Annotated in this window: 11 protein-coding genes; 6 read left to right on the forward strand and 5 right to left on the reverse strand. The window is 65.8% G+C overall.

The genetic code is table 11. From position 1 onward, the window contains the following. The first annotated feature begins 184 nt into the window (after nucleotides 1-184). From C449_RS13915 to C449_RS13935, 6 genes are all read left to right on the forward strand, one after another. Complete coding sequence (locus C449_RS13915; RefSeq protein WP_049914268.1) at nucleotides 185-1702, forward strand: lipopolysaccharide biosynthesis protein; 1518 nt, start codon at nucleotides 185-187, stop codon at nucleotides 1700-1702. Nucleotides 1703-1782: 80 nt separating this feature from the next. Then, entirely contained in the window at nucleotides 1783-3180 is a 1398-nt protein-coding gene (locus C449_RS13920) for a tRNA pseudouridine(54/55) synthase Pus10 (protein ID WP_006078680.1), read from the forward strand. 37 nt (nucleotides 3181-3217) lie between these two features. Further along, nucleotides 3218-3358 carry a hypothetical protein gene (locus C449_RS18135; RefSeq protein WP_161606458.1) on the forward strand — a complete coding sequence of 47 codons (141 nt, stop codon included), beginning with the start codon at nucleotides 3218-3220 and terminating at the stop codon, nucleotides 3356-3358. A gap of 103 nt (nucleotides 3359-3461) precedes the next feature. Continuing rightward, nucleotides 3462-3824, forward strand: a complete 363-nt coding sequence (locus C449_RS13925; protein ID WP_006078681.1) for a VOC family protein — start codon at nucleotides 3462-3464, stop codon at nucleotides 3822-3824. Between the two features lie 46 nt (nucleotides 3825-3870). After that, on the forward strand, nucleotides 3871-4542 hold the full coding sequence (rnhB, locus tag C449_RS13930) for a ribonuclease HII (RefSeq protein ID WP_006078682.1): 672 nt from the start codon (nucleotides 3871-3873) through the stop codon (nucleotides 4540-4542). A 444-nt stretch (nucleotides 4543-4986) separates the two neighbouring features. Then, nucleotides 4987-7464, forward strand: coding sequence for a DUF2298 domain-containing protein (locus tag C449_RS13935; RefSeq protein ID WP_006078683.1), 2478 nt, complete (start codon nucleotides 4987-4989; stop codon nucleotides 7462-7464). Between the two features lie 230 nt (nucleotides 7465-7694). On the opposite strand, the gene C449_RS13940 is transcribed toward C449_RS13935, so the two are convergent. From C449_RS13940 to C449_RS18730, 5 genes are all read right to left on the reverse strand, one after another. Further along, on the reverse strand, nucleotides 7695-9338 hold the full coding sequence (locus C449_RS13940; protein WP_006078684.1) for a preprotein translocase subunit SecD: 1644 nt from the start codon (nucleotides 9336-9338) through the stop codon (nucleotides 7695-7697). Beyond that, nucleotides 9335-10192, reverse strand: a complete 858-nt coding sequence (gene secF, locus C449_RS13945) for a protein translocase subunit SecF (RefSeq protein WP_006078685.1) — start codon at nucleotides 10190-10192, stop codon at nucleotides 9335-9337. Before secF ends, C449_RS13940 begins: the two co-directional genes overlap by 4 nt. Before the next feature lie 81 nt (nucleotides 10193-10273). Then, nucleotides 10274-11878 (reverse strand): PPC domain-containing protein, encoded by a 1605-nt coding sequence (locus C449_RS13950; protein ID WP_006078686.1) that lies wholly within the window; start codon nucleotides 11876-11878, stop codon nucleotides 10274-10276. A 71-nt stretch (nucleotides 11879-11949) separates the two neighbouring features. Then, nucleotides 11950-13515 (reverse strand): pre-peptidase C-terminal domain-containing protein, encoded by a 1566-nt coding sequence (locus C449_RS18870; protein ID WP_006078687.1) that lies wholly within the window; start codon nucleotides 13513-13515, stop codon nucleotides 11950-11952. 83 nt (nucleotides 13516-13598) lie between these two features. Continuing rightward, the gene (locus C449_RS18730) at nucleotides 13599-14390 is read right to left on the reverse strand and encodes a PGF-CTERM sorting domain-containing protein (protein WP_241430127.1); all 792 of its coding nucleotides are present in this window, start codon (nucleotides 14388-14390) and stop codon (nucleotides 13599-13601) included. Nucleotides 14391-15050: the final 660 nt, after the last annotated feature.

The raw sequence follows: 15050 nt of genomic DNA on the forward strand, positions 1-15050 counted from the left end.
ACTTCTATTGTGGGCGTTTGCAACGTTGAACAACCGTTTATTACCGTTTCAGTCGGATACGAGCAAAACGGCGTTCCGTCTCAAACTCGTCGTTCTCACGTCGTTCTCGTGCGGTTCTCCTCATTTACCGTCGCGTCGTCGACGGCGACGTTTTTACGTACTGCCCGGAAACTCCCGCCGACACGTGTCTCTCCAAAGTGTCGTGCAGCGCCTCCGGCGCGCACTCCGGCCGGGCGGCAGTCTCGCCGAACGCGCTGTCACGGGCGGTGTCTGGGTCGCGCTCACGAACGTCGTCGACCGCGCGCTCCAGCTCGGGATGGTGCTGCTCGTCGCGGGGCTCATCGGTCCCGATTCTTACGGCGTGATGGCGCTCGCGCTGGTGGTGATGAGCGGGCTGACCAAACTCTCACGCCTCGGGATCGACGCCGCGCTGATTCAGCGTGAGGAAGCGGATGTCGACGCGTATCTCGACACGGCGTGGGTGATGCAGAACGCTCGAAGCCTCCTCATCGCGGCTGTCCTGTTCGCGAGCGCGCCGATCGTGGCGTCCCCGCTCGTCTTCGACGAGCCACAACTCACGGGCGTCCTCCGAGTGCTCGCGCTCTCGCCGGTGCTCTCTGGGCTCCAGAACCCTGCGCTGCTCTACCTGAAGAAAGACCTCCGGTTCGACAAGCAGTTCGTCTACACTCTCTCGGGCACAGTGCTGTACGTCACGGTGGCGGTGAGCTACGCGTTCGCCACCCGGTCGGTGTGGGCGCTCGTGTTCGGACTGGTCGCGAGCGACGCCGCGCGGCTCGTCGTCTCGTATCTGATCGTCGACTATCGGCCGTGGCCCCGGTTCGACCTCGATCACGCGCGCGAACTGTTCGGCTACGGCAAGTGGATCTTCGCCTCGGGCGTCGTTTTGTTTCTCATCATGGAGGGTGACGACGCCTTCGTGGGGTGGTATCTCGGGACGGCGGTCGTCGGTCTCTACCAGCTCGCCTACCGAGTCTCGAACGCGCCCGCGACCGAAGTGACCCAGACGATTTCGAGTGTGGTCTTTCCGACCTACGCGAAACTCCAGAGCGAGGACCAGCGCCTCCGTGATGGGTTCTATAAAACTGTGCAGCTCACCACGTTCGTCTCCTTTCCTGTCGCAGTGGGGATCGCCGCGATCGCGCCGACGTTCGTCGACGCCTTCCTCACCGAGGAGTGGGGACCGATGGTGCCGATGATCCAGCTGCTTGCAGCCTGGGGACTCCTCCGTTCGCTCGGCGCGACCACCGGCCCGCTGTTCCAGGCCGTGGGCCGGCCCGACTTCGCCACCAAGATCCAGTTCGGCAAGCTCGTCCTGATCGCGGCGTTCATCTATCCCGCAACCGCGGCGTACGGCGCGGTCGGGACCGCACTCGTGATCGTCGGCAACTCGCTGCTCTTCTCCGAGCCGGTGTCGTCGTACCTCGCGGTCCGGGTGGTCGAGGGCAGCTACGTCGAACTTCTCCGGTTGCTCGCGTACCCTGCGCTCGCGAGCGCCGTCATGGGCGGCGCGGTCCTCGGCCTTCGGGAATCGCTCGTCGTCGGATCGGCCGTGCTCGAACTCGTCGTCTTGGTCGTCGCGGGCGTCGCGGTCTACACCGCGCTCGTGCTCGGTCTCGAACGCTACTCGGGCTACGACAGCGTCAGCCTCTGTCGTCGGATGGTCGAAACCGTCATCGCCTGAACGCCGACCGATCCGATCGGTCGATCGACTCCCCGCCGACGAATCACAACTGGTGTGTGTGGTCCGCCCCTCGAAACTCCATGTCCATCCTCGACGACGCACGGGCCGTCATCGCCAACGGTCCCGTCTGCGATGCCTGTCTCGGTCGCGTCTTCGCCGATCGGAGTTTCGGTCTCACGAACGATGAGCGCGGCCACGCCCTCCGGGTCGCGAGCGCGCTCGATACTGACGAACCGTTCGAATCCTCGGAGGGGCCGGACGCGTGCTGGGTCTGTGAGGGCGAATGTGGCCGGTACGACGCGTTGGCCGAGCGCGCGGTCGACGCCCTCGACGGAATCGAGTTCGCGACCTACCAAGTCGGGACACGCGTTCCGCCACTGATCGAGGAGAACGATCGGCTGCTTCGCGAGGACAGTGGCTTGCCCGCCGACACGGGCGAGTCGTTCAAGTCCGCCCTCAATCGCGAGGTCGGCAAGCGGGTGGGTGAACGTACGGATACCGAGGTCGACTTCGAGCGTCCGGACGTGCTCGCGCTCGTCAACCTCGAACGTGGCGACGTGGACGCACAGATCAATCCCGCGTTCGTCTACGGTCGGTATCGCAAGCTCGACCGCGACATCCCCCAGACCGAGTGGCCCTGCCGTGAGTGCGGCGGCGGTGGCACCCAGCTCGCCGCCGATGGCGGCACCGAGCCCTGTGATTACTGTGGCGGCAGCGGGTACCTCTACGACGAGAGCGTCGAGGAGCTGACCGCACCCGTCGTCGAGGACGCGATGGACGGCGCGGATGCGGTGTTCCACGGCGCTGGCCGCGAGGACGTCGACGCGCGCATGCTCGGTACCGGTCGCCCGTTCGTGATCGAGGTCAAGGAGCCCCACCAACGCGCGATCGACACGGCCGATCTCGAAGCTGCAATCAACGACTTCGCCGACGATACGGTCGAAGTCGAGGGCCTCCGGCGCGCGACCCACGAGATGGTCGAGCGCGTGAAGGAACACGACGCCCACAAGACCTACTCGATGGCCGTTGAGTTCACCGATCCCGTCACCGAATCGGAGTTCACGGACGCGCTCGCCGCTCTCGACGGCGCGACGATCGATCAGCACACCCCAGAACGCGTCGACCACCGCCGGGCGAGTCGCACCCGCGAGCGCACGGTGTACGAGATCGACGGCGAGCTCGAACCCGACCGCACCGGCGACGACGAGGATGGCGCACGTCACGCAACGGTCGAACTCCGTGGCGAGGGTGGACTCTACGTCAAGGAACTCGTGAGCGGCGACGACGACCGGACGGAGCCAAGCCTCGCGGGGCTGCTCGGGATCGACGCCACCGTCACGGCGCTTGACGTCCTCGCGGTCGAGGGCGAGGACGAACCGTTCGCGACGGCCGAGTACGTGATCGGCGCGGACGGAGACGAACCCGACGCGGACGAGCACACGAACGGCGGCGAAAGCGACTCTCGGCGGAACGGTTAAGCACGCTCGTACCGTGGCGCGTGTGGGGTGTCAACTCATGTGTCATCACAGGAGTACGGAGTACGTTCGGCTGTACGAGGACACCGAGGAGCGCGAGGACGAGGCGATGCCCGAATGGGCCGACGAACCCGACGAGGAGACCGAAGACGAACCGCTCGCGCCGGGTGCGGCCGACTGAACCACCACACCGACACTCCACATTTTTCGACCGTCGAGCGCTCGATCAGCGCTGGTGATCGGGGAAGGCCGACGTTTATCACTGTGGCTCGTCTCGCTCGGCCATGATTCAGTGGCGACGGATCGACCACGTCCAGGTTACGATTCCACCGGACTCGATCGACGCAGCCCGCGAGTTCTACGGTGACGTGCTCGGGTTGACGCCGATCGAGCAACCCGACTCGTTCGGCGACACCGATACCACATGGTATCGCGCGGGCGACGTCGAGATCCATCTCGGCGTCGAGGATACCGACGAGCGATCCCGGCGACATCCTGCGTTCGAGGTAGGGAATGTCGCCGCCGCGCGTGAACGGCTCGAAGCCCACGGCGTCGAGACGGTCGACGAACCGCCGATCCCCGGCCGCGATCGATTCACGTTTCGCGATCCGTTCGGTAACCGGATCGAACTCCTCGAACGGGCCTGACCGCCCGGGCGAAAGACGCTTTTCGCCGCCGCTCGGGATCGGGTGCATGGAGCGTTCGTTCGGCGTCGACGAGGCCGGTCGCGGGCCCGTGCTCGGCTCGCTGTTCGTGGCGTGTGTCCGCGCCGACCCCGCAGCGCTCCCTGCGGGCATCGACGACTCGAAGCGGCTCTCGCCCGCGCGCCGTGAGACCATCGCTGGCGAGCTCCGAGACGACGACCGAATCTCGATCGCGACTCGCGAGGTCACGCCGTCCGAAATCGACGCGCCCGACACCGACCTCAACGCGCTCACGATCGCAGCGGCCGGAGCCGCCATCGACGGCGTGGTGAGCGTCGGGGCTGACGCCGAAGCGGCAGCCGACCGGATGGCCGGCGTGATCGACGCCTGCGATACCGATGCGGAGCGATTCGGGCGGCGCGTCCGCGAAGCCACGACCGCCGACGTCGCGATCACGGCCGAACACGGCGCTGACGAGGAGTACGACCTCGTCGGTGCGGCGAGCGTCGTCGCCAAGGTCGCTCGCGACGCGCATATCGCCGATCTCGCCGACGAGCACGGTTCCGTAGGGAGTGGCTACCCGAGCGACCCGACCACCCGTGACTTTCTCGCCAGGTACGTCCACGAGCACGGCGACCTCCCGCCGTTCGCGCGCCGGTCGTGGAAGACGAGCCGCGAGGCGCTCGCCGCCGCCGAACAGTCGGCGCTCGCTGAGTTCTGAGTAGTTGTTGAGCGTCGGGGTTCGGGAACACGAACCACGAGTGCCGACGCAACTGATTGTCCGCCCCGCACTGCAAACCGCCCACACGCCTCCCACGCCCACTTTTTACTGCGTCGGGTGCACTCGCTTCGCTCGCGCACCGCTCCTTGCAAAAACCTGGACTAAAAACACCCGCTCGCTCCCTCCGGTCACTCGCGGTTCGACCACTGATTCCACCGTACAGCACTGCGACAACCCACACGCCTCCCCAGCCGACTCCCTCACTCCGCTCGCGTCGCTCAGTCATCCCTCGCACGGGCGTTGCGCGCCGATGAACGGCGCGCAGCCGCGCGCCGACCGCGATGACTGCACACTACACGCGCTCCCCGCTACCGACTGTCCGGTGTCGAAAGACGACGCTGCGAACGGAATCCCTTTGCCGTCCCGCACCGGTTGGTCGATCGAATGGAGTACGGTCTCGTCGCGCTGTGGTTCGCGGGCTACGCCCTCCTCGCGCTCGCCGGGCTCCCGATCGCCGCTCTCCTCTTCGAGCGCTTTCCCGATCGTGGCGCGACGTTCGCGCTCCCGATCTCGCTCGCGGTGCTGACGCTGGTCGCCTACTGGGTCGGCCACCTCACCTTCGGGTGGATCGCGGTCGCGGCCGCCGTTGCGGTCCTGCTCGTTGCGTCGGGCCTCGCTCTCCGTGCCGGCGGATCGATCCACCTCCGAGCGTACCTCGCTGCGATGGCGGTGTTCGGGATCGCGTTCGCGTTCATGCTCGCGATCCGGGCGGTCGATCCGGCGGTACATCCGGGCGGCGGCGAGAAGTTCCTCGATTTCGGCCTGATCCAGACGGTGCTGCGCGCGGATCGCCTCCCGCCGGAGGACTTCTGGTTCGCGGGCGAGCGCCTCCGGTACTACTACGGTGGATTCGTGATGACCGCGCTGCTCTCGATGCTCACGGATACCCCCGCACGCTACGCGTACAACCTCGCGCTCGCGGGGTTCTTCGCGTCGCTCGTGACTGCGGCCTACGGACTCGCAGGCGCGATTGCGTCCTCTCACGGCCGCTCGCACCGCCTCGCGGGTGCGTTCGCGGTCTTCTTCGTCGGGATCGGCGGCAACCTCGCGACGCCGGGCCGAATGGTCCTCGGGGTTCTCCCCGACGATCTCGCCGCACAGTACGGCCGTGTCTTCTTCGCGGGCGTCCGCGGCGTTCCCTACGAAGAGGCGCTCGCGACCCTCACTGCGCCGAAGAGCTTCTCGTACTGGTACGGCCGGTACGTGATCGACGGGACACTCAACGTCTTCCCGCTCTGGTCGTTCCTCAACGGCGATCTGAGCGCGTTCATGATCGCCATGACCTTTCTGCTCGTGGCGGTGGCGCTCTCCTTTGCGTACTACCGGACACCCGAGGCTGACCGCACGCGCCGGCGTGCGCTCGTCTTCGTCGCGTTCCCGCCCGCGGTGGGTCTGTGCGCGCTGATCAGCACGTGGAGCGTGCCGAGCGCGGTCGGCGTGCTCTGGCTCTCGCTCGCCCTCGGCGACGCCCGCCCGGCGACCCTGCTTCCCGACGCGATCGCTCGTCGTCTTCCCGCCCCGCCGGACGTCACGGCCGGTCTCGCTCGACTCCGATACGAGGTTTCGCGAACGGTCGTCGCGACCGTGCTCGCGTGCGCCGGGGGCCTCGCGGGTGCGGTACTCGCGTCGCCATTTCTCCTCTTTCACAGGCCCGAAGTCCGCGGGGTCAGGTTCCTCCCGCCACGCAGCGGCCTCGGTGAACTGTTTCTCGTCCACGGAGCCTTTCTCACGCTCTTCGCGCTCTACCTCGTCGCCCGCCGGCCGCCGTGGCTGCGCGCCCGACTCGCGCGCGCATCGCCGAGAGCGCTCGCTGTCGTGGGCGTCGCAGGCGTCGTGGTGCTCGCCGTGCTCGGGCTAGTCGTCGACCTCGCGGCAGTCGCGCTCGCCGGCCCGTTCGTCGTCGTCGGCTGGGTGGTGTGTCGCACACGCGCTGATTCCTTGTGGGGATCGACGGATACAACGGTGGACGGGGAACGTCCTCCTGAGCGTCGCCGTTCGTCCGATGCGGCGGCCACGCTGTTCGGTGCCGGAGCGCCCGTCGGCTACGAGACGGTGCTGATCGTCGCGGGTGCGGGCCTCGTCCTCGCGGTGGAGTTCGCGTACGTGAGTGCGGGCTCGATCACGCAGAACGTGCGCTGGAAGACCGTGTTCAAAGTCTACCTCCAGATTTGGGTGCTCTGGGGCACCGCCGCTGGCGTCGCGCTCGCGTGGCTGCTCGCGGCCACCCGCGACGCGATCGGTCGCGCACTCGCCGGTCGATCCACTCCACGTACTGCGCTCGCCGCCGGCCTCTCCGTCATCGCCGTCACGGCGCTCGTGGTGCCGGCCACCGGCACGTTCGCCGGCCTCGCGCTCTCGGCACATTTCGACGATCCGCCCGCAGAGTCCGCTGGCCTCGATCCGACCCTCGACGGAACGCGATTCGTCGAACAATCCCGACCGGCTCAGGCCGAATCGATCGCGTGGCTCGACAACCGCTCGGGCCAGCCGAACATCGTCACCGAACCGGGCACCCAGATGTACACGTGGACGAGCGCGCCAGCGACCCTCACCGGCGTGCCGACCGTGATCGGGTGGCGACACCAGCGCGGCTACCGCGGCGCGGCGGCGTTCGAGGAGCGCGTCGCGGCCGTGAACACGATCTACACCGAACCCTGGTCGGCGGGCGCGCCGGTGCTCGACAGGTACGACGTGCGTTACATCTACGTCGGCCCACCCGAACGCGACCGCTACGGCGACGTCCAGAACTACGCGCGTCAGCCGAACGTCTCGGTCGCGTTCGAGAACCAGGCCGTGACGATCTACGCGGTCGACCCCGATCTCGTCTGCGAATCCGGTGACACGGACTGCGGCCCCGAGTGAGCGGCGCTCACGACCAACATCCACTCGTTCTCTTTTCCGACGAACTGCCCCGCACAGCTCACACACTTCCCCAGCCGACTCCCTCGTTCGCTCGCTGCGCTCGCCTCACTCGGTCATCCCTCGCGCGAGTCGTGCGTCGAAGACGCACTTCCCGCGCGCCGACAACAACTGGTTCACACACGCACCTCGATGGCTCGACCGAGGACGGATCGATACCGATGCGCCCGCCGTCAGTCCTCGGTCACGAGGTTCCGAAGGATGTTGCCGTAGGCCGGGCGAGTGACCAGGACCCCGATGAGGACGCCGACGATGGTGATGATGGCGAACCCACGGAGATCGCCGAGGCTGAGGATCGCGAGCGGGCTCATCGCGATGATGGTGGTGGCGGCGGCCGCGCCGATGACCCACAGCGCTCGCCGGAACCGGCTCTTGAACACCCGGCCGGTCTTCACGTCGCTTTGGAGGATCTCGTCGGCGATGATTACGAGGTCGTCGACCCCGGTGCCGATCACCGCGACGAATCCGGCGATGTACGAGAGATCGAGCGCGAGCCCGACCGCCGACGCGAACCCGAGCAGGATGAACACCTCCGCGAGCGCGGTCAACACCATCGGAATCGCTACCCGCGGGTCGCGATACCGAATGAACACCGTGACTGCCACCGCGAGCACCGCGATCAGTCCCGTGATGAGCGAGAACCGCTTGAACTTCTCGGCGAGATCCGGCAGGATGAACTGACTCGTTCCGGCATCGATGTCGAGCCGGGCGGGCAGCGCACCAGCCTGAAGGTTGACCTGGAGCTCCTGAGCCGTCGAGATGTTTGGTGCGAAAGTCCGGTAGGCCGGCCGGTTCTCGAAGTCGTCGGTGGCGAACGAGGCCGCGAGATCCCCCTCTACGCCGGCGGAGTAGACCACCCGGCCGTCGACCACCGTGAGCAGACAGTGACCAGTCCGGCTCTCGTCGAACCGACACGTGCTCGCGTTTGCGCGGTCGGCGAAGCCATAGTCCTGCATCGACTGTGCGAACGGCCCGTCAGCCTCCTCAGTCAGCGTCACCGGAACGAATGGCTCGCCACTCTCTTGTTGAACGGGCTGGATGTCCTGGAACCCCTCCTGGCTGTCGAGCACCGTCACGCTACAGTACCCCTCCGGCACCGTCCCGTTCGACGAGGCGTTGTCCCAACTCCCCGGCTCGCAGTACGCCGGTGTCTCATTCCCTTCGACCGGGAAGTACGCCACAGTCGTCACTCGGCCCTGATCAGCGACGAGGTCCTGGACCTCCGAGCGATTTTGATTCGGGACCTCGATCTGGATGTACTGCTCGCCCGCCGACTGCACGGTTTGTACCGACCCGCCCGCAAGCCCTGACTCGCTGACTTTGTTGTCGAGCGTGTTGACCGCCGTCTCGTAGGTCTGGTCGGTCACGCCCTCGCTGACGTCGCCTCTCGAAACGTCGAGGCCCGCAGACTGGAGCGCTCGTGTGAACTCTTCTTGTGAGACGTTGCCGGGCGCGCCGGCGAACTCGTCGCTCGTGACCCGATCGGGGAACACCTCGACGGTGGCCGAACCGTTGCCGACTCGGACTTGGACGTCCGCCCCGGAGACGTTCAGCGCGCTTGCGACCTCCCGAGTGACGTTCGCCTGACTACCCCGTTCGACGTCGACGCCCTCGGCGGTCAGCCCGACGAGTGGCGCGCGGATCCGCGTTCCGCCGGAGAGTTCGAGCCCGTACTGGAGGTTGGTCGGCCCGTCCGCGGTCGGCGCGGCGGCGGTCGCGTTCGCCCCGCCGCCACCGAGTGGGGGCGCGAACAGCGCGACCCCGGCAGCGATCACGAACACGACGAGCAGGACGAGCCGCCAGTTCTCCCGGATCATCGTGCCACGCCCTCGTACTTGTACCACCGCAGCAGACTCACGTTCATCAGATAGGTGTTCATCAGATCGGCCGTGAGCCCGAACACCAGCACGGTGCCGATCTCGGGCAGGAGCGGAATGTCGAAGTACGTCGCCACGATCGCCATCACCGCCATCGCCGAGAGCGACGTCAGCGTCATCGTTACCCCGGTCCGCATCGCGCGGTAGGTGCTCTCGTAGAAGTCACCACGCCGCCGGAGGATGTGGTTGTTGAGGAGGATGTCCGAGTCGACGCTGTACCCGATCAACATCAAGAGTGCGGCGACGGTCCCGAGCGAGAGCTTGATCCCGAAGACGTTCATCAGCGCGAGCGGGATCACGATGTCGGAAAACGCCGACAGCACTACCGCGATCGAGGGGACGAACGTCCGGAACATCGCGAACACCAACAGTGCCATCCCGACGAACGCCACACCGAGACCGAGCAGGCCGAGCTGCTGGGTCCGTGAGCCAAAGGTCGCCGAGGTCCCTTGGACGGACTCGACCTCGTAGCCGGCCTGATCGGCGCTCTGTCGTATCGCGTCGGTGTCGGTCGACTGGAACGTGACGATGTAGCTGCCTTCGCCACGGACCGCCCGCACCGACTCGGGCTCGGTGGGGAAGGCATCCTCGATCGCGGCTTGGCTGTCGTCAGTCACGATCTGGATCTCGCTGCCACCAGTGAACGCGATCCCCGGCGTCACCGGCGCACCCGTCATGATATACCAGCCGGCGAGCACCGCCAGCGCGAGCGCGAGCACCGCCAGCGGGATCGCCGCGAGCTGACGGTTCGAGTACCGGGTGTACTCCACGTCCGGCACGTCGAACGCAACCATGTCCTGCGGTGCGGAACGCCCCCGAATAAGCCTTCGTATATCGCACCGAATCGCCCCGCTGCGGTCTTCCGAGCGGTCCAGTCAGTCCCGCCGCACGGCGAGCGCAATCGCCGCCAGCACCGCGACGACGCCACCCGCGAGACCGAACCCGGGACCACCTGACGACGTGGTTTCGTTCTGGCCGTCCGCTCCGCCGACGACCTGTCCGCCGGTGTCGTTGGTCGTCGCGTTGCCCGTCCCGGTCGTGGTGTGGGTCGGTGTGTCGGTTGTCGTTGCAGTGTCAGTCGGCGTAGCCGTCGTGGTCGTGGTTGGTGTTGCGGTCTGCGTCGGAGTGGATGTTGGTGTTGCAGTCGGTGTGGAGGTAGCCGTCTGTGTTGCAGTCGGTGTCGCGGTTGCCGTCTCGGTAGGCGTGGGAGTTGGCGTTGCGGTTGGTGTCGGTGTGGATGTCGATGTTGGCGTCGCAGTCGGTGTCGGCGTTGCGGTGTCCTCGTCGGAAACGCCGCCGAATGAACCTGGATCGACTTCCTCGCCGTCAAGGAATACCCTGGCATCGCCGTCGAGTTCGAGGCCCGTCAATTCACCATCGATCAGGTACGCGTCACCACCGCCGCCGAGTCGGCCGTCGATCCTGCCGTCCTCGATCCCGTCGATGTCCTCGTCGACGGTCACGTGACGATCCTCGATCGGCGCACCGTGGCTCTCGCCGCTTCGCTCGGCGCTTCCTTCGAAGGCGACCTCGTAGGAGACCTTGTCCTCCGGGCTGCCACCGATGATTACCAGTGACTTGGCGTCGCCCGACGATCCGTCGTCGGAGCTGCCGGTCGTCCCGACGGACAGTTCGTAGCCGACGAAGCCGGCGACGCTCCCGGATTCGGCCGGACTGACGCGGACGTAGTACGTGCCGGATTCGCTAGCGATGTGGTGCTGGCTCGCGATCGGCTTATATCCGATCTCCGGTCCGTAGGTCCGGTTCGATGGACCGCTTTCCATACCCATGTTCGCCCCGACCTCACCGACTCGGTTGCCGTCCGGACTGTAGAGTTCCGTCCGAACGTTCTGGGCGACCTCACCACCGGTGTTCGTCAGTTCGGCGCTGGCGGTGACGTTCTCGCCCGCATCGGCCTCGACCGCGAACCAGTCGTCTTCGCCCGCAAGGAGCGTCGCATCGTGCGAGCTACCGGGTTCGATCGCTGCCGCGCTCCCACGGTCGTCGTTCGCCTCGAACCCGTCAGCCGCTCCGGTCGCAACCGAAACGCCGTATTGTGCCTCGTACTCGTTCTCGTAGCTGATCTGGAGGTAGTATGTTCCCGTCTCGGGGGCTGTCGTGCCGATCTCGACCATATTCGCCGTCCCACCGGCCGTCCCGCTGCCGAGCTCATCGCCGTCCGGCCCGTACAGTGTGAGTTCCGGATACTCCGCTCCGACGCCACCCGTCACCCGGATGGCGTGGCCAGCCTCAGCGTCGAACGCGAGCCAGTCCTCGTCGGTGGCGTTCACTGTGCCCTCGACGAACTGTCCTTTCTCGATCGGCGTCGCGGTCTCCCGCGTGTCGTTCGGTTCGCGCTCGCCTTGATTCCCGGACTGTGCTACCACTGCCGGGGCGAGCAGGCTCGATACGAGCACGAGTCCCATCACGAGGACCACGATCCGCTTCGTGTTCGTGATTCTATTCATGGTTTTGGTCATGATTTTCACGTTCGTTCATAGCAGCGTGTGATAGGCTTTCTGGTGTATTCGTCGGCGACGGCTCGGTTCGATCACCGCCGACGTACGGCGAATCCGGCGGCCGCGACGATCGCAACGAGCCCGCTCACGAGGCCGAAACCCGGACCGCTCGACGAGGTCGTCTCGTCCTCGGTCGTCGCTCCGCCGACGATCCGCCCGTCACCGTCCGTCGGCGTCGTCGCGTCGGTTCCAGTACTGGTCGTCGGCTCCGCTGCCGTCGGCGTCGTGGTTTGGGTTACGGTCTGGGTCCCAGTCGCGAGGGACGTGGTGCTCGACCCATCGGTGGGCGTAGCGGTTGCGGTTGTGGTCGTCGGCAATGGCGTGGGGGTCGGTGTTGCGGTTGGCGTCGATGACGGTGTCGCTGTCGGCGTTGACGTGGTGGTCGACGTCGGCGTTGGTGACGACGTTGCTCGGTCCGAAACGCTGCCGAACGAGGCGGGATCGACTTCCTCGCCGTCGAGGAACACCCGGGCGTCGCCGTCGAGTTCGAGACCGGTGATTTCGCCGTTGACGAGGTACGCGTCACCACCGCCGCCGAGTCGGCCGTCGATCCTGCCGTTCTCAATCTCGTCGACATCCTCATCGACGGTCACGTGACGATCTTCGATCGGCGCACCGTGGCTCTCGCCGCTTCGCTCGGCGCTGCCTTCGAAGCCGACCTCGTACGACACCTTGTTCTCCGGCCTGCCGCCGGCGATTACCAGTGCGTTCGTTCCGGTTTCGGGCCGCTCAGCCGTACCGTCTCCGGTGATCGAGAGGGTGTATTCGACGAACCCTGTGACCCCACCGAAGCCGTCGGTCGAGCTAATTCTGACGTAGTACGTCCCTTCCTCGTCGGCGCTGATCCGCTGGGATGCCGTGTCGCGAACGGTGCCGCCCTCGGCGACGGTCTCGTTGCTCCCGAGTCGTTCACCGTCAGGATCGAAGACATCGATCCGGAGGTTCTGACCTGTTTCGGGGCTTCCGAAGTTCAGGCCCCCATCCCCTTTCTCGACCGCTGCGGTGAGATTCTCGCCGGCGCTCGCCTCGACCGCGAACCAGTCCTCGTCGGCGGGGAGGTTTGTCCCGTTCACGATCGTCCCTTCGACCGCCCCGTTCGGGTCGATCCGCGTCGTGCTCCCGCGGTCGTTGTTCGGTTCGAACCTGTCACGGCCGGTCGTGGCGACCGAAAAGGAGTATCGGCTTCCCGTATCGTCGGCTTCGAGTCGAACGACGTAGGTTCCGGTCGTTTGAGCACGCGCACCGATCTCGGCTGTCCCGGCCGTCGAAGACCCGAGTATGTCGCTCCCAAGCACGTCACCGTTCGGAGCCACGAGCGTTGCGTCCGCCCCACCACTCACGGCAGCGAACCCGTCGGTGATCCTGATGATCGCTCCTTCGCTGGCCTCGAACGAGAAGAAATCTACGTCGGAATCGTTGACAACCCCCTCGATCGCCGTTCGTTGTTCGATCGGGGTCGCGCTCTCCCGCGTGTCGTTCGGCTCGCGTTCCTCTTGAGCCCCGGACTGTGCCACCGCTGTCGGGGCGAGCACGCTCGATACGATCACGAACGCCACCGCGAGAATCACAAGCCGACCCGATATCGTTGCACGATCCATGGGTTTCGCCCAGATTCATGACAACGTAGTATATGCCTTCTGTTCCGGGGTGTTCGTCGGCTGCCAGGCGATCGACGCCGCAATCAGCGCTTTCGGACCGCGAGCACGGTGGCCACGAGCGCTCCGAGCAGTGCGCCCACGAGACCGAAGCCAGGCCCGGTCGATGTGGTCGTCGTCTCGGATGCGGTGCTGCCGACGACCTCCCCGCTGGAGTTTGCGGCTGTGGTCGCTGTCTGCGTGCTTTCGGTCACCGCCGATTCCGTGGTCGGGCGTTGTGTTGCGGTCTCGGTGGCTGTTGTGGTCTCAGCAGTTGTTGCGGTCGCGGTCGGTGTCGCTGTTGCGGTTGGCGTCGGCGTGGCGGTTGGCGTCGCTGTCGTGGTAGGCGTCGACGTTGCGGTTGCCGTCTCGGTGGGCGTGGGAGTAGGCGTTGCAGTCGGCGTTGCTGTGGCCGTTTTTCGGTCCGGAACGTCGCCGAGCGAATCCGGATCGACCTCCTCGCCATCGATGAACACTCGCGCGTCGCCATCGAGTTCGAGACCCGTCACTTCGCCATCGACGAGGTAGGCGTCGCCGCCACCGCCGAGCCGGCCATCGATGCGCGAGTTCGAGATGTCATCAACGTCCCTGTCGACGGTGACACCCTCATCGTCGATCGGCGCGCCGTGGCTCTCGCCGCTCCGCTCGACCTGTCCCTCGTAGCCAACCCGGTAGGTGACTTTGTTCTCGGGGCTGCCGCCGATGATGACGAGCCTATCGGTGTTGCTCGACGTTTCGGTTGGAGCGGTGGTCGGCGTCGTCGGAGCCGTCAGTCCTTCACCCGAAACAGTAACGGAGTACGGACTGAATCCGAAACCGGGTCCAGGGGAACTGGACACATACTCTCGATCGCTCGTCACACGGATGTAGTAAGTGCCTTCTTCGACAGACTCCGTAACCACCGACGCGCTCTGTGCCCCAGCATATTCACTCGTCTGGTTCACCCCTTCTGATTGGTCCGGAAGCTGATGCACTTCACTCACCCTCTCACCAGCAGAGTTGAATACATCGACCGAGAGGGGCGCTTTGATTTCTGGGCTCAACTTGAACAGGCTTTCGAGTGTCGCGTTGATCGTTGCTCCATCGTTCGCATCAACGACGAACCAGTCCGTTTCGGTAGCTGGTGTCAGGGTAGTAGCGACTGGCTCTCCCGGAGTTATTGGAGCAGCAGCGGCTCGGGCGTTGTTTGGTTCGAGTTGACTCTCTCGTGCTACCTGGGCATGGAAGCTGTACTCACTGGACCCGGCAGTGCCACCGCGATTCACAAGACGAATGTAGTACGTCCCTGACTTTTCAGCAGTGATGCCAGTGGGTCGCAAATCACCGTAGCTGCCGAACTCAGCCAACTGTTGACCATCTGGTCCGACGAGGAACGCTCTCTTCTCCCCCATACCGACGTATGCCCACGCTCGAATTGCCTGTCCAGCTTCGACCTCGAACGAATACCAGTCTTCTTCGTCACCGGGACCGAACACCGCTGGCTCCGATCGATTCACGAA

This window comes from Halococcus saccharolyticus DSM 5350 (genome assembly GCF_000336915.1).
Taxonomy (GTDB): Archaea; Halobacteriota; Halobacteria; order Halobacteriales; family Halococcaceae; genus Halococcus; species Halococcus saccharolyticus.

Excerpts from the sequence above, each read along its gene's own strand:
- C449_RS13920 (WP_006078680.1), top strand. The coding sequence starts at position 1,783 with ATGTCCATCCTCGACGACGCACGGGCCGTCATCGCCAACGGTCCCGTC.
- C449_RS18135 (WP_161606458.1), top strand. The coding sequence starts at position 3,218 with ATGTGTCATCACAGGAGTACGGAGTACGTTCGGCTGTACGAGGACACC.
- C449_RS13925 (WP_006078681.1), top strand. The coding sequence starts at position 3,462 with ATGATTCAGTGGCGACGGATCGACCACGTCCAGGTTACGATTCCACCG.
- rnhB (WP_006078682.1), top strand. The coding sequence starts at position 3,871 with ATGGAGCGTTCGTTCGGCGTCGACGAGGCCGGTCGCGGGCCCGTGCTC.
- C449_RS13935 (WP_006078683.1), top strand. The coding sequence starts at position 4,987 with ATGGAGTACGGTCTCGTCGCGCTGTGGTTCGCGGGCTACGCCCTCCTC.
- C449_RS13940 (WP_006078684.1), bottom strand. The coding sequence starts at position 9,338 with ATGATCCGGGAGAACTGGCGGCTCGTCCTGCTCGTCGTGTTCGTGATC.
- secF (WP_006078685.1), bottom strand. The coding sequence starts at position 10,192 with ATGGTTGCGTTCGACGTGCCGGACGTGGAGTACACCCGGTACTCGAAC.
- C449_RS13950 (WP_006078686.1), bottom strand. The coding sequence starts at position 11,878 with ATGACCAAAACCATGAATAGAATCACGAACACGAAGCGGATCGTGGTC.
- C449_RS18870 (WP_006078687.1), bottom strand. The coding sequence starts at position 13,515 with ATGGATCGTGCAACGATATCGGGTCGGCTTGTGATTCTCGCGGTGGCG.